General features: G+C 67.1%; 14 protein-coding genes. All 14 read right to left on the bottom strand.

Annotated features, from left to right (window positions below):
- On the bottom strand, nucleotides 1–196 hold a 196-nt coding region (locus ABH926_RS38445), incomplete at its 3' end, for a hypothetical protein (protein ID WP_370370904.1).
- Between the two features lie 19 nt (nucleotides 197–215).
- Nucleotides 216–1151 carry a hypothetical protein gene (locus ABH926_RS38450; RefSeq protein ID WP_370370905.1) on the bottom strand — a complete coding sequence of 312 codons (936 nt, stop codon included), beginning with the start codon at nucleotides 1149–1151 and terminating at the stop codon, nucleotides 216–218.
- A 75-nt stretch (nucleotides 1152–1226) separates the two neighbouring features.
- Nucleotides 1227–1655 (bottom strand): hypothetical protein, encoded by a 429-nt coding sequence (locus ABH926_RS38455; RefSeq protein WP_370370906.1) that lies wholly within the window; start codon nucleotides 1653–1655, stop codon nucleotides 1227–1229.
- A complete protein-coding gene (locus ABH926_RS38460) occupies nucleotides 1652–2233 on the bottom strand; it encodes a hypothetical protein (protein ID WP_370370907.1) in 582 nt (193 codons plus the stop codon). Before ABH926_RS38460 ends, ABH926_RS38455 begins: the two co-directional genes overlap by 4 nt.
- A gap of 69 nt (nucleotides 2234–2302) precedes the next feature.
- On the bottom strand, nucleotides 2303–3967 hold the full coding sequence (atpA, locus tag ABH926_RS38465; RefSeq protein ID WP_370370908.1) for a F0F1 ATP synthase subunit alpha: 1665 nt from the start codon (nucleotides 3965–3967) through the stop codon (nucleotides 2303–2305).
- Nucleotides 3876–4403: an STAS domain-containing protein gene (locus tag ABH926_RS38470; protein WP_370370909.1), complete on the bottom strand. Its 528-nt coding sequence runs from the start codon at nucleotides 4401–4403 to the stop codon at nucleotides 3876–3878. The genes atpA and ABH926_RS38470 overlap by 92 nt, the downstream gene beginning before the upstream one ends.
- Nucleotides 4404–4610: 207 nt before the next feature.
- Nucleotides 4611–4967, bottom strand: coding sequence for a PRC-barrel domain-containing protein (locus ABH926_RS38475; RefSeq protein WP_370370910.1), 357 nt, complete (start codon nucleotides 4965–4967; stop codon nucleotides 4611–4613).
- A gap of 57 nt (nucleotides 4968–5024) precedes the next feature.
- Nucleotides 5025–5198, bottom strand: coding sequence for a hypothetical protein (locus tag ABH926_RS38480; protein ID WP_370370911.1), 174 nt, complete (start codon nucleotides 5196–5198; stop codon nucleotides 5025–5027).
- Between the two features lie 468 nt (nucleotides 5199–5666).
- Complete coding sequence (locus tag ABH926_RS38485; RefSeq protein ID WP_370370912.1) at nucleotides 5667–7103, bottom strand: phytoene desaturase family protein; 1437 nt, start codon at nucleotides 7101–7103, stop codon at nucleotides 5667–5669.
- A 73-nt stretch (nucleotides 7104–7176) separates the two neighbouring features.
- Nucleotides 7177–8259 (bottom strand): HTTM domain-containing protein, encoded by a 1083-nt coding sequence (locus ABH926_RS38490; RefSeq protein WP_370371083.1) that lies wholly within the window; start codon nucleotides 8257–8259, stop codon nucleotides 7177–7179.
- A gap of 61 nt (nucleotides 8260–8320) precedes the next feature.
- Nucleotides 8321–9088, bottom strand: a complete 768-nt coding sequence (locus ABH926_RS38495) for a DUF5819 family protein (RefSeq protein ID WP_370370913.1) — start codon at nucleotides 9086–9088, stop codon at nucleotides 8321–8323.
- Between the two features lie 244 nt (nucleotides 9089–9332).
- Nucleotides 9333–10712: an ice-binding family protein gene (locus tag ABH926_RS38500; RefSeq protein WP_370370914.1), complete on the bottom strand. Its 1380-nt coding sequence runs from the start codon at nucleotides 10710–10712 to the stop codon at nucleotides 9333–9335.
- A gap of 546 nt (nucleotides 10713–11258) precedes the next feature.
- Nucleotides 11259–11753 (bottom strand): hypothetical protein, encoded by a 495-nt coding sequence (locus tag ABH926_RS38505; RefSeq protein ID WP_370370915.1) that lies wholly within the window; start codon nucleotides 11751–11753, stop codon nucleotides 11259–11261.
- Between the two features lie 269 nt (nucleotides 11754–12022).
- Nucleotides 12023–12520, bottom strand: coding sequence for an STAS domain-containing protein (locus ABH926_RS38510; RefSeq protein ID WP_370370916.1), 498 nt, complete (start codon nucleotides 12518–12520; stop codon nucleotides 12023–12025).
- Nucleotides 12521–12964: the final 444 nt, after the last annotated feature.

Consider the following 12964-nt stretch of genomic DNA (forward strand, 5'->3'; position numbering starts at 1 on the left):
AGGGCATGTACTCGGTGATCACGGCCACCCGCAGAGCGGACCGCTCGGCGTCGCCGGGCGCCAGGCGATGCATCCGGTCCAAGGACCGCAGCGCCAGGGCTCGCTGATCGGACCGGTCACAACCGTTGCGATCGAAGCCCTGGCCGATCCGCGGCTCGGACGCGCGCTCGCGGGCCTGAACTTGCTGGCGCGTCACAGGCACGGCGACAGTCGCGTCACCGGCGGTCGCGTTGGGACGGGGGCGGAGTCCAGGGACCGTCCGGGAACGGCGCAGCTGATCTCGTAGCGCGTGCGGTCGGACCGAGCTTGTCGGCGTGCTGGTGGAGGTTGTGCCCATGGAACGCCCTACGCTTTCGCATATGGGGCGTCGGCTGCGTGGGAGGGCTTTCGCGGCCGAAGGTGAAACCGGTGCCTGCCCCGACCGCATACGGCGCGGCGGAATTCACGGCGCCAAAGTCTGGGGCGTATGAAGTTACTGCCACATTAGCGCGAATCGGCATGGTCCGTATATAGCGCCCCGAACTCCTACCCGGCGCGATCGCGAGAGGCCAGCGGTCCGGTACGCGGCAGCGCGGATGCGGGCACGGCGGCTGGCTGAAGCCGGTGTTCGGCCAGGCGTCGGGGGACAGGCCGATCTGGCCGCGGTCCACACCGTGCCGCGCGCAGGACGGATCGGAGTGGTGGGTGTTGTGCCAGCTCTCCCCCATCGACAGCAGGGCCAGCCCGGCCCATATCAGCGCCGTGACTCCCGCGGTCCAGGCGAAGTCGCCGATCGCCCAGCCGGCCAGAGCCGGCACGGCCAAAGACGCCACACACAGCGCGGGGAACAACCCGGAAGCCCGGCGCATGACCGGTTCGGCCACCAGGTCTGGGGCGAAGTGGCCGACGTCGGTCGGATCGTCGCCGAACAGCCAGCCGAAGTGCGCATGGACCAGGCCGCGCAGTTGGCCCACCGGCCCGGTGCCGTACCGGTAGGGCGAGTGCGGATCACCGGGCCGGTCGGTGAACGCGTGATGCCGCCGGTGGGTCGCGACCCAGCTGATGACCGAACCCTGGAAGCTCATCGATCCCGCGACCGCGAGCCCCGCACGCAAAGCCGGCCTGGCGTTGAAGCTCCGGTGGGTCAGCAGTCTGTGGAAGCCGACGGTCACACCGAACCCGGTCAGGAAGTAGAAGAAGCCCCGGCCGCGCCTCGCGGGGTGAGGCGCGGCACCGGTCCAGGGATGTTACTTGGGGAGGATGACGCCGATGAAAGCGCGGTAGCGCCGCAGGGCCAGGCGCAGCTCCTCGGTTCCAGGGCTGCCGTGCTGCCAGTCGACCGCCAGGTCGGTCCTGCGTGCCTGGAAGGAGCTGAGCAGGGCTGTGGCGATCTCGTCGATGAGCCTGTCGGCGTCACGTACGGACTCCGCCGGGTCCTCCACGAACCCGACCTGGATCTCGGCCCAGCGGCTGAGGAAGGCCTGCTCCGCCTCGTCGGTCAGGAGCGGCTCGCGGACGAGGGGGTCCGAAGGCGCCGCCATCGACGTCTCCGGCTCCACAGACTCCGGCTCCGGCTGCCGCTCCTCGGTGAGCACGCCCCCGTCGTCGGCCCACCGATGGGTCGGCTCGGTCAGGAGGGTGTCCTGGTTCTGGTTCAGGATCGGTTCGGCGTTCACGGCGTGGCCTCCGATTGCATGATCCCGCGCGGGACCACCGCACCGGGTCCGGTGAGCAGGTCTTCGAAGAGCGTTTGGTACTGCATCAGGGCTTCGCGCTTCACCTCGGTCGGCATCGATGCCGGATCGGTCCGCATACGCTCGCTGACCCACAGCGCCTGACGGTAGTCCGCCATGGCGCGCCCGTGCTGGACCGAAAGCAGCGCCAACTGCTCGCCGCGGTCGTCGACGGGATAGCCCCTGGCCTCCAGCAGCCGGGCGATCAGCTGCTCGGCGCTCGACAGGGCGACCACCGGGTCGTCGAGGAAACCCCCTCGGATGTGCTCCCAGGACGAGGCGTAGAAGTCCCGGTCGTTCGCGCTGATCGGTTCCAGGCGCAGCCTGCTGTGCATCTGGTTGCGCCGCGTCAGCTCACGGTCCGCGGCCCGCGTTCCGCCGTACTCGGACCGCACCCGGTCGTATTCGGGCCCGAACGAGGTTCGGATCTCGCGCTTGGCGTACTCGCGCCGGCCGCGGATCGCCACGACGGCGACGACCAGGACGATGGCGATGAAGATGATGATCGCAGCTGTGATCATGTGCGCCTCCTCAAAGGGGCTTCCGCCCATGAGTACCCGGATCGCCGGATCCAAACGGGGTGGCGCAACCTACTTCATGCGACCTGGGGCCTCGGTGAAGCCGTTGACGTGCTTGGTGATGCTGAGCTGGCCGACGTTGTCGGCGTCCATGGCCTCGGCCTTGTCCTGGTCGGCCAGCAGCGTGCCGTCATTCAGCTCGAAACCGCGCTTGAACTGCGCGACCGCGTCCTTGAACGCCGAGACCGTGTCGTCGGAGAACTGACCGGTCTCGCGGACCGTCGCCAGCACGCCGGCGTGGTCGGTCTTCAAGAAGGAGATGAACTCCTTCTCGAAACGGCGCACGTCGGCCACCGGAACGTCATCCACCGAGCCCGAGGTGCCGATCCAGATCGCGGCCACCTGCTCCTCGACCGGGTACGGCTCATACTGACCCTGCTTGAGGATCTCCACCATGCGCTGGCCACGGGACAACTGGGCCTTGGAGGCGTCGTCCAGGTCCGAGGCGAAGGCGGCGAACGCCTCCAGGTCACGGAACTGGGCCAGGTCCACACGCAGCGAACCGGACACCGAACGCATCGCACGCACCTGCGCCGAACCACCGACACGGGACACCGAGGTACCCACGTTGATCGCCGGACGCACACCAGAGTTGAACAAGTCGGTCTCGAAGAAGCACTGACCATCGGTGATCGAGATGACGTTGGTCGGAATGAACGCCGAAATGTCGTTGGCCTTGGTCTCGATGACCGGCAAACCGGTCATCGACCCACCGCCCATCTCGTCGTTCAGCTTCGCGCAGCGCTCCAGCAGGCGGGAGTGCAGATAGAAGACGTCACCGGGGTACGCCTCACGGCCCGGCGGGCGGCGCAGCAGCAGCGACATCGAACGGTAGGCCTCGGCCTGCTTAGTCAGGTCGTCGAAGACGATCAGGACGTGCTTTCCGTCGTACATCCAGTGCTGACCGATGGCCGAGCCGGTGTACGGCGCCAGGTACTTGAAACCGGCCGCGTCGGAGGCCGGGGCCGCGACGATGGTCGTGTACTTCATCGCACCGGCCTCCTCCAGCGCGCCCTTCACGGCAGCGATGGTGGAGCCCTTCTGACCGATGGCGACGTAGATGCAGCGGACCTGCTTCTTCGGGTCGCCCGACTCCCAGTTCTGCTTCTGGTTGATGATCGTGTCCACGGCCACCGCGGTCTTGCCGGTCTGCCGGTCACCGATGATCAGCTGACGCTGGCCGCGACCGATCGGCGTCATCGAGTCGATGGCCTTGATACCGGTCTGCAGCGGCTCCTTCACCGACTGACGGGCCATCACACCCGGCGCCTGCAACTCCAGGATGCGGGTGCCCTCGGCCTCGATCGGGCCCAGGCCGTCGATCGGCTCACCCAGCGGGTTCACCACCCGACCCATGAAGTCGTCACCGACCGGCGTGGACAGGATCTCGCCGGTGCGCGACACAGACTGGCCTTCTGCGATCCGCTCATAGTCGCCGAGCACGACCACCCCGATCTCGCGGACGTCCAGGTTCAGGGCGATGCCCAGGGTGCCGTCCTCAAACTTCAGCAGCTCGTTGGTCATGGCCGAGGGCAGACCCTCGACCTTGGCGATACCGTCACCGATCACAGTGACGGCCCCGACCTCATCTTTCGGCGACGCCGTCGGCTGGTAGGAGCTGACGAAACGCTCCAACGCGTCCCGGATCTCCTCCGGACGGATGACGAGCTCTGTCATGAGCGTTCCTGTCTCTCTCATCGCACACGTTTCGTTCGACATCAGCGAAGGCATCGGCGGCAGTCGGATAACAACGCAGCGTCGATGCCAGTCCCGTGATACCGATCATCTTCCGCAGCAGGGCGCTCGTCTCGCAGAGCCGGTACCACCCATCGCCGACAAGAGCCCGACGGTGAGCGTGTACTAACGCGTTCAGGCCCGCGCAGTCACAAAAGGACAATCCGGCCACATCGACGACAACACGCGGGTTGCGGTAGACGTCGAAAACGTCGAAACAGGCCGTGGCCGCGGGAGCGGTCGCGACATCCAGCTCACCGGCCAGGGCGACCACCGGACCGCCCGAGGTCAAGTCCACCGAGATGCACAACGACGTCGGCGAAGTGTCGGAACCCTGCTGACCGGGGTCGGTTCTCGCATCTAAGGTGATGCCCGCCATGACGGCCTCCTAAGACGTGCCGCAGGTGTGCAAAGCGTCACCAGGGTCCGGGGAGACCGCCCAGATCGACCGGGCGTACCTCAAGTCTAGACCTCGTGTAAAGACAGGCTCCCGAATCAGAGGAGCCGGCGGGACAGCCATGGACTCGCCCCGCGACGAAGGAGCAGGAACACGACCATGGCGCTCCTTCCTGCCGAGCACAGTGATTCAGCGTCGGGCGAGCTGCCGCTCTCCCGAGGCACCCGCCTCGTAGGGCAGCTCGTAATGCTGGAACACGGCTTCCTCGTCCTCGAAGGGCAGAATGTCGTCGGTGCCGATCGCCGGACTGCCCTTGACGAGCGACTTGGCGTAGTTGACCTTGACGTAGCCGGGTCCCACGATCACGCCGTCCAGGGGGACGAACACCAGGCGATGCCTGGTGGGCAGGCCCACCCGGACGGTGGCCATCGCCGGTTCGTCGGTGCTGGTGTCCACGTAGACCGCCTCCAAGGAGCCGATCTTGTTCCCACCGGAGTCGACCACCTCGCAGGTCCGCCACTCCCGCAGATCCGCTGCCTGGATCATCGTGTCTCCTCCCGCGCCGGCCGGCGGCGCGTCACGCCGGCGATTGACTCACGGACGTCAGCCGTCTTTCCCTTCGTCCCGCTGATTGGCGATGTCGATGCGGTTACGCCGGCTGTCGGCGATGACGAAGCCCAGTGCCAACGCCATCACGATGATGGCGACGACCCACATGAAGTGCACGGCGAAGCCGATCAGGCCACAGAGCAGAGCCACGGAGAGCGCAGCGAGCATGACGGCGTCCGGGCCCCTCTTCTGGCTGAGCAGCCGCCTGAGCCGCTCGTCCAGCCTGAGCTCCCTGCCGGAGCGAGGCGATCGGGGGGATTGTGGGGGGACGCCCCGTGCTCGCGTTTCATTGTCTGGCGCGCTGACGTGGCGATACTCAGTCGCATGAAGGGCGCCGGCGCCGATGACGTGATTCTTGTCGGGTCTCATCGTGAGACCGCCGATCTCCCTCCGGTCGCGAAGGGACAATAGCTCTACTTGGGCTTCTTGCCAGCATACGCCTGTTAGATCCTGGTACCGAAGACCGCGCAGGCAGCGAGGTTCAGCGGCTGGGCCAGATCTCGCGCTTGGCGCATCAAGAGCGGGACCCTGGCAGCAAGGCGAGGATCGCACGTCGGCTTCAGATGTTCTGATCTGAAACCGCTGGTGCGGATCCCGCATCATCATCGACGGCGCGGCCCTGTGCCACTGACGGCCTCATGACGGTGAACTACAGCCTGCGAGGCCGAGGTGGCGGAGTGCGGACGCCGCCGCTCCCGCGCCGCACATGCCGTGGGCGCCCGGACCAGGCGGAGTTGCGGCCGAGCACAGGTAGACGCCGGGTAGGCCGGTGGAGTAGGGGTCGAGCGCGGGGCGGGCTCCGAGCAGGAGCTGGCACGGTGCCTTCGCCCCTGTGAGGATGTCGCCGCCGACGAAGTTGGGGTTGCCTGCCGCGAAGTCGGTCGGCCGGGTGACGTGCGCCCCGATGATGCGCTCGCGAACGCCGGGGGCGAACCGCTCGAGCTGCTTGATGATGGCGTCGGTGGCGTCGCCGTCGAAGCCGTGCGGAACGTGGGCGTAGGCCCACACGGGGTGTACGTCGCCGACCGAACGGCTCGGATCAGCCAGGTACTGCTGGCCGACGAGTACGAAGGGGCGTTCGGGCATGCGCCCGGCCGCGACGGCTCTTTCCGACAGCGCCACTTCGGCGCAGCTGCCACCAAGGTGGACGGTGCCGGAGCGTCGCGCGTACTCGTTCGTCCAGGGCACGCCGCCCTCGACCGCCAGATCGAGTTTGTATGCGGCCGGGCCCCGGCGGAATCGGCGGTATGCGTTCCGTACCCGGCCCGGCAGCCGATCGCCGTAGAGGCAGGCGACCTGGCCGGGGTCGAGATCCAGGAGAGTCACCTCAGCCGGCGGAATCTGCTTGATATCGGTGACGTGCACGCCGGTTTCGATCGTGCCGCCGTGCTCGCGCAGTACCCGCTCCATGCTGCGCGCGATGGCCTGGGAGCCGCCTTCGGCGACCGCCCATCCCGCGGCGTGGCCGGCGGTGAGGATGCCGAGTCCGATCGCCGAGCTGAACGGATCGGACAGCGGGCGGTAGGCGTGGGCAGCGACCCCGGCCCACAGCGCCTGCGCCTGGGGGGTTTCGAACAGGCGCGCGACGATGGCGGCCGGCAGCAGTATCGGCAAGCCGAGGCGTAGGAGCAGGAAGGGGTGAGTGGGGATGCGCAGCATGGGGCCCATCACGTCCGGGGCGAGTGACTCCCAGTGACGTACCGACGGTCCAAGGAGCCGCCGGTAGCGGTTGCCGTCGGGGCCGAGGCCGCACGCAGTCTGCTGCACGGAGCGGAACAGGACGCCGGCTGTCCCGTCATCGAGCGGATGGACGCAGTCGACGTCCGGCAGCAGCCACCGCAGTCCATGACGTTCCAGCTCTAGTGCGCGCAGTGCCGGTGACGTCACGGCCATCGGATGGATGGCCGAGCAGTGGTCGTGCAGCAGCCCCGGCAGGATGGCTTCATGGCTGCGGGTTCCTCCGCCGGCTTCGTCCGCGGCTTCCAGGACCGTGACTTGCAGTCCTGCCTTGGCCAAGAGGGCGGCGGCCGCGAGCCCGTTGGGCCCGGAGCCGACGACGACCGCGGACGTCATAGAACGTCCGGAGTCGTCGTCGCAACGCCTGGGCGGCCACATGTCGCGCTGCCCAGCCCGTCGTCGTCTGCTGTCACATGCGATCCAGCGTCTTCGACGGCCGAACCTGCTGTGGCGGGATGTGAGTGCTCTCCATCAGGCGCGAGGCGTCCGGTGCCGGCGACGCGGCCCGCCGCACGAGTCGCCGCACCTGCCGTCCCACATTCATGTAGAAGCGGTCCGAGAGGAACACTGCGTCCGCGATGACCATCGAGCCGGAGAACATCGGGAGCCCCATGAGTACCGCGATGCTCAGATGCATACCGAGCAACATGGACAGCACGACGTACTTGAGTCGGCCGAACAGTGCGAACGGGAACGCCACCTGCACCAGGACGGTCAGGTAAGCGACGACCGCGATCATCATCGGATGGCTGTCCGCCATGGCGGACAGCGCTGGCCACGGCCGGAACAGACTGAGGTTGAGAACGTAGTGAAGAGCGGTGCCGTGGTCCCAGTCACTGCCCTGCACCTTGTAGAGGCCCGCTGTGGCGTAGAGGATGCAGATCTGAGCACCGATGACGACCATGGCGCAGTTGTGCAGCACCGTGACCAATACCCGTCTTGCCACACCGAGCTGCCGGGCATGCTCGGACGCTGCGACCCGTGCGAACTCAGGCCTGCGCCGGTAGCCGGGCCCTCGAAGCCGTGCCCTGCGTGAGTCGAGCGACCATCGTCGACCGCAGGCGATGCAGATCATGTAGATGCTCATGAGGGTGATCAGGTTGTCGCCGCCATCCGTCATGAGGATGGACCTGGCGTAGAACGAGGTCACCACGAGCGCGAACACGATCGAGAGGATCCTGGTTCGCCAGCCGAGCGTGAACAGCACGCAGACCACGACCGCCAGCGCGTAGCAGGCTTCGAAGTAGATCGGCCGGTCCGAGAAGGCCAGCAGGCTGAACCAGCCTGTGTGCTTCAGCAACTCTCGGGACAGCGTGGGCGTCAGCGGGGAACCCGGGCCCCAGAGCTCGTCGCGGTGCGGGAATTCCCGCAGCAGATAGGCGAGATAGATCAGGCCGTATCCGATGCGCAGCGCGGCGGCGGCGTACAGCGAGATCGGCCGCTCGGTGAGGGCGACTCCGAACGCGTCAAGGCGGCCCACCACACGCACCAGGCCGGCACCGCGGGCCGGCAAGTCCTCATGTTCCGTTGTGGATGTCACGGTCGATCCCTGCTCACCTGCCACGAGACGGCGCCTTCCACCACGGTAGGTTTCTGATATCGGCGGCGGGCTGCGCCGGGCGCGGGCCGCCGGGCACGGCCTGCGCCGCGATGGGCTGCGTCACCACACGCAGCTGGATACTGTCGAAATCGCCCTTGCGATGGGCCTCGACCCGGTCGACTGCGATGTTCCGCAGGTAGTCCCGCACCAATACCGCCCAGTCCGAACCGGCCTGATCGCCGGTGCCGAACGCGTCGACGTAGGCGGACCAGGCCCTGCGCAGCGTGTTCTGCGCGGTGTGGCTCGGAAAGACGTCGTGCTTGATCGCCGCGTTGTCCAGAGCGGACAGATCGAACCAGGGGCTGATCCGAGGCCTGCCGTCCGGCCCCGCACTCATCGTCCTGGCGGAGATCTGCCAGTTGCCTGACTGGGGCTCCGGCGCGAACAGCTGCCAGTTCTGATCGAAAACCGGGTCGATCCAGGCGTTGATCTGCTTTGAATAGCGCTGTGAAATGGGATTCACCGGCGCGACGTAGAGGCCGACCATCAGCAGATGCGCCACAGTGCCCACCAGGCAGACCGCGACCGCGGCACCGGTCAGCGCCCGCAGCGGGCGCGAGAGGCCCGCCAGCCCGGGCGGCGTGCGCTCAGTCGTCTCCACAGGCTCGGCGCGGACCTCAACCTGATCCTCGAGCGCCTCCGAATCACGTTGCCTCACATCCACCGGATCAAGTCCCTTAGCACGCGGCGACACTTGGCCCTGCTCATCCTGCTGCTCCAATCGATGTACCTCATGACACACCGTGCGGGTCCGGGCCCGGCCGCCGTCGGCGCGCTCGCTGAACAGGCCAGTGCGCCGCCGGCGGATTCCGCGGTGGTCGTTTCTGCGGGGCGGCGCCCGACGGTGACGGATCTCCGTCAGGCGCCGCCGACACGGTCCTCGTCAGGGAGGTGCATTCACCTCGTCCTGTGATGTCACGGACCGTTTTGATCACCGGCGAGCCCAGGGGACGCCGGCTGAGTCATCAAGAACCGCTGCGCCACCCGCCGCCGCTACCTCCCGACGAGCTGCCGCTGTAGCCACCTGACGAGCCGCCGCTGTAGCCGCCCGACGAGCTGCTGTGGCCACCCGACGTGCTGCTGTAGCCACCCGACGTGCTGTCACCCGAAGAGTGGCAGGACTCGCACGGTTTGGGTGCCGGAGGCGGCTGCGGGTGCGGGTGCTCGGAGCACGGGCACGGCTTGGGCCGCGGAGGCTTGGGGTGGCAGGGCTGGCACGGGGGCGGCGGGGGCGGGGTGTGGCAGCACTCGCCTCCACCGGTCGTGCCGCCTCCGCCGGTCGTGCCGCCACCGACGCTGCCGCCCTGCGTCGTCGTGCCGCCGACGGTCCCGCCCTGCGTCGTCGTGCCGCCCACGGTCCCGCCGACCGTGGAGCCACCGGTCGTCGTGGTCGTACCACCAGTGCTGGTGGTCGTCGACGTGCCACCGGTCGTGATCCCACCGGTGGTGATGCCGCCGGTCGTGATTCCACCGAGCAGACCGCCGGACAGCAGCCCGTTGGAGGTGCCGCCGGTCAAAAGGCCGCCGGAAAGGAGTCCTCCGGTCGCCGCCGTACCCGTCGTGCCGGTGGCGCCGAGAGTGGCCGTGGTGGTCCCCGTAGTGGTGGTGGCGCACAGAGGCCGGGTGATCGTGTTGGTGTCGAGGGTCACCGAGCCGTTGCGCGCCAGCGCACGACCCGCGATGGTCGCGTTGGTGTTCACGGTGATCGACGTCAGAGCGAGGATGGTACCGGTGAAGTTCGTGCCGGTGCCCAGCGTCGCCGAGCTCCCGATCTGCCAGAAGACGTTGCACGGGGAAGCGCCGTTGATCAGCGCCACCGTGCTCGAGGACGCGGTGGTGAGCGTCGATCCGACCTGGAAGATCCAGACCGCGTTGGGGTCGCCTTGCGCATTCAACGTGAGCGTGCCGGTGATTCCGGTGGACGACGAGGCGTTGTAGACGCCCGGAACCAGGGTCAGGCCCCCGAGATCCCCGGGGACGGAGGCGTCCGCGGCCTGTCCCGCGGCGTTGTTGTACGCCACGGTGAGATCACTCTGGTTCTGGGCCGCGACGGCGTCCGCCGGGTGGATGGTCCCGTTGACGATTCCCGGGGGAAAACCGGTCACCGACGTCCCCGGGCTCACCCCGAGGTCGCCGTTGATGACGGAAGGGCCGGTATTGGTCACCGACTGGCCGCCGAGGACCGCGACGCTTTGCAGCGTCCCGAGGGGAACCTCGGTCGCGATCGCCTGCGCTGTCGTCGGAGCCAGCGCCAGGGCGCCGAGGGTGAGCGCCCCCGCGAGGGCCGTCGCGAACCACAGATACGGCGTTTGCAACGGCGGCGAATCAGGATTTCTTAATTTCATTCGAGGTCTACTCCCTTGAAGGCTGTCCCGTCTTCCTCACGGTGTACACCAGAAGCGATATACCGGAGGATTCTCGGGCAAGATGCTAGCCGGAAATAAGGCATGTACATCAATCCACGCGGACGCGACACGAAAGGCCGATCATCGTACCTATCGTGGGAATATGTAGACTTCAGCCGCGATCTCTGGAATGGACCAACAGCGCAGACGAGGCCTTCAGCGGCGCGATCGAGGAGGTCGCGCCGCTACTGTCGGCCTTACAGGAGCGCAGCCTGAACGGCCACTCATATCCGGCGTATTCACCGCACACGGCTTTTCGTTACAGAAAACTTCGCCCACTCTTACGAGTGGATCTTGCCCAGATTTGGCTTTCACCGCTTTACTTTCGAGTTCTCGCCGGAAACTCTTATCCCGGGAAGGGGCGGCGTCGAGACGCTTGCCGAGATCACCAGCAGGTTGTACTCAATGAGCCAAAAGGGTCTGGTTCAAAGCGCGCGCCCGTCCCGCGGCCGCGCGTCACGACTTCGACAGCTTCGTCGGCCGACATCAGCGACTGCGCTTCGACAGAACATGCTGGGAAAGCCAGCCACCGGCGACCAAGGCCCGCACCCGTCGCTTCGCCCCACGAGCGAACGTGGATTCGTCACGTTTCCTCAGCATCCATCGGCGGCCGACGTGCACGTCGAAGAACTGCTCGCCGGCTCGCCGATCCGCAGCGCTGAGCGCCCGATCCAGCGCTGCGCGAGCCTGCCCGTGGGCGCGCGCCGCGATCCGGGCGCCGGCGAGCCTGCCATCCAGATCGGCGTAAGCCACGCCGATCGCCTCGGGATCGCATCCGAGAAGAGCAACGGCCAGATTCCGCCGCGCGAGGTCACAGCGGGCTGACGCAGCTTGCATTTCGGCTCCGGTGTAGTCGGACTCACCGCGCAGCACCCGAAGCCACGAGTCGCGGACGACGTCTTCGGCGTGAGCCACGACATCGTCGGCGGGACCGGGAGACGACGTCGGCGCATTGGTAGCCCGGATCAGCGACCGGTACACGATCGGATGGTGCCGATGAGGTCTGCGTGGGAACGGGCTCATGCTTTTCCCCCAGCGCTGTCGTCGACGGAGGTGTCGACTGCGCGAAGGGCTCACTGTCAGGTCCCGGACGGGTGCCTCACACAGACGCAGTCCACACCGATGAACACGGCGCCGGGGACTGGAGCGTCGCGGAACTGTCACTCAGTGTAGCGTGGCTCGAATCGCGCGGGAGCCCTCGAACACCGGCACCAATGAAACGCGGGGAGTTGAGCCTGTTTCCCCGATCTTTAAGCAGCAGACCGCCAGTACCCGAGATGCGCCGGCGTGAGATTGCAGTTCACAGCCAATCTGCACACGGAACACGCAGATCGGCTACCGTCCGACCTCGCCGCTACCCGCCGCCCTTCGTAACAAGCTGCCAGCCGACCTGGCACCTCGCACGCCCGACTGATGGTCAGGGCGGCACCCACAGGCCTGGCGAGGTAGCTGGATCCGGGAGGCAGTTCAAGCAGGTCCAGCAGATGACCGACGGCGGGCGACTCGGCGACCAGGCAGATCGTGACGCCCAGATCAGCTGCGCGCCGCCCTACAGAGAACAGGGCTCGAACCCCTGCGCAGTCCAGGAAAGTCACCCCGGACAGGTCCACGCCGATCCCGGGCGGCTTGCAGGCGCCCAGATGCGCGTGAAAGGACTCCACGAATCCGTCCGCGGCGGCGAAATCCAGTTCGCCGCGTACGGCGACGACGGCGTGAACCGGACACCGATCGACTTGGTAGACGTCCATGGAGCGACCGCGCCTTCGAGTCGTGCGCGGCGATACATCGGCGACGAAGACCAGGTGCAGTCCGCCGACCAGACGCGCTACAGCGCCGTGTACGGCGCCGGGGTCTGGAGCGTCGGGAACGATTCCGAGAATACAGCCGGCGGGAACACGATGTAAGGGTCCTGGCCGACTCCGAGCAGCCGTTCGATGTCTCAGGCCGTCGCCAATTGACAGGACCTCAGCCGGCGAAGAGACGCTCAGGGCAGCTGCACGGCCTGTTTCGAGCCTCGTCTGGGCCCGAAACAGGCCGGATGGTCTTGAGGCGGCAGTCTCACATTCAACGACCGGATGATGAAGCCCACTCGGCAGCGCCACCGGGATCCAAGTATCGAGTCATTATCAAAAATCGACGCTCCCGCTGAGGCTTCGCTCGGTCATTTGCTGGCAGTAGTGACCTAGCAGCCA

Source organism: Catenulispora sp. GP43, from assembly GCF_041260665.1.
In the GTDB taxonomy this organism is placed as follows: domain Bacteria; phylum Actinomycetota; class Actinomycetes; order Streptomycetales; family Catenulisporaceae; genus Catenulispora.

Bases quoted from the DNA above. Each gene is read 5' to 3' on its own strand.
- ABH926_RS38510 (WP_370370916.1), bottom strand. From the start codon at position 12,520: ATGGACGTCTACCAAGTCGATCGGTGTCCGGTTCACGCCGTCGTCGCC.
- atpA (WP_370370908.1), bottom strand. From the start codon at position 3,967: ATGACAGAGCTCGTCATCCGTCCGGAGGAGATCCGGGACGCGTTGGAG.
- ABH926_RS38500 (WP_370370914.1), bottom strand. From the start codon at position 10,712: ATGAAATTAAGAAATCCTGATTCGCCGCCGTTGCAAACGCCGTATCTG.
- ABH926_RS38475 (WP_370370910.1), bottom strand. From the start codon at position 4,967: ATGATCCAGGCAGCGGATCTGCGGGAGTGGCGGACCTGCGAGGTGGTC.
- ABH926_RS38485 (WP_370370912.1), bottom strand. From the start codon at position 7,103: ATGACGTCCGCGGTCGTCGTCGGCTCCGGGCCCAACGGGCTCGCGGCC.
- ABH926_RS38470 (WP_370370909.1), bottom strand. From the start codon at position 4,403: ATGGCGGGCATCACCTTAGATGCGAGAACCGACCCCGGTCAGCAGGGT.
- ABH926_RS38460 (WP_370370907.1), bottom strand. From the start codon at position 2,233: ATGATCACAGCTGCGATCATCATCTTCATCGCCATCGTCCTGGTCGTC.
- ABH926_RS38480 (WP_370370911.1), bottom strand. From the start codon at position 5,198: ATGCTCGCTGCGCTCTCCGTGGCTCTGCTCTGTGGCCTGATCGGCTTC.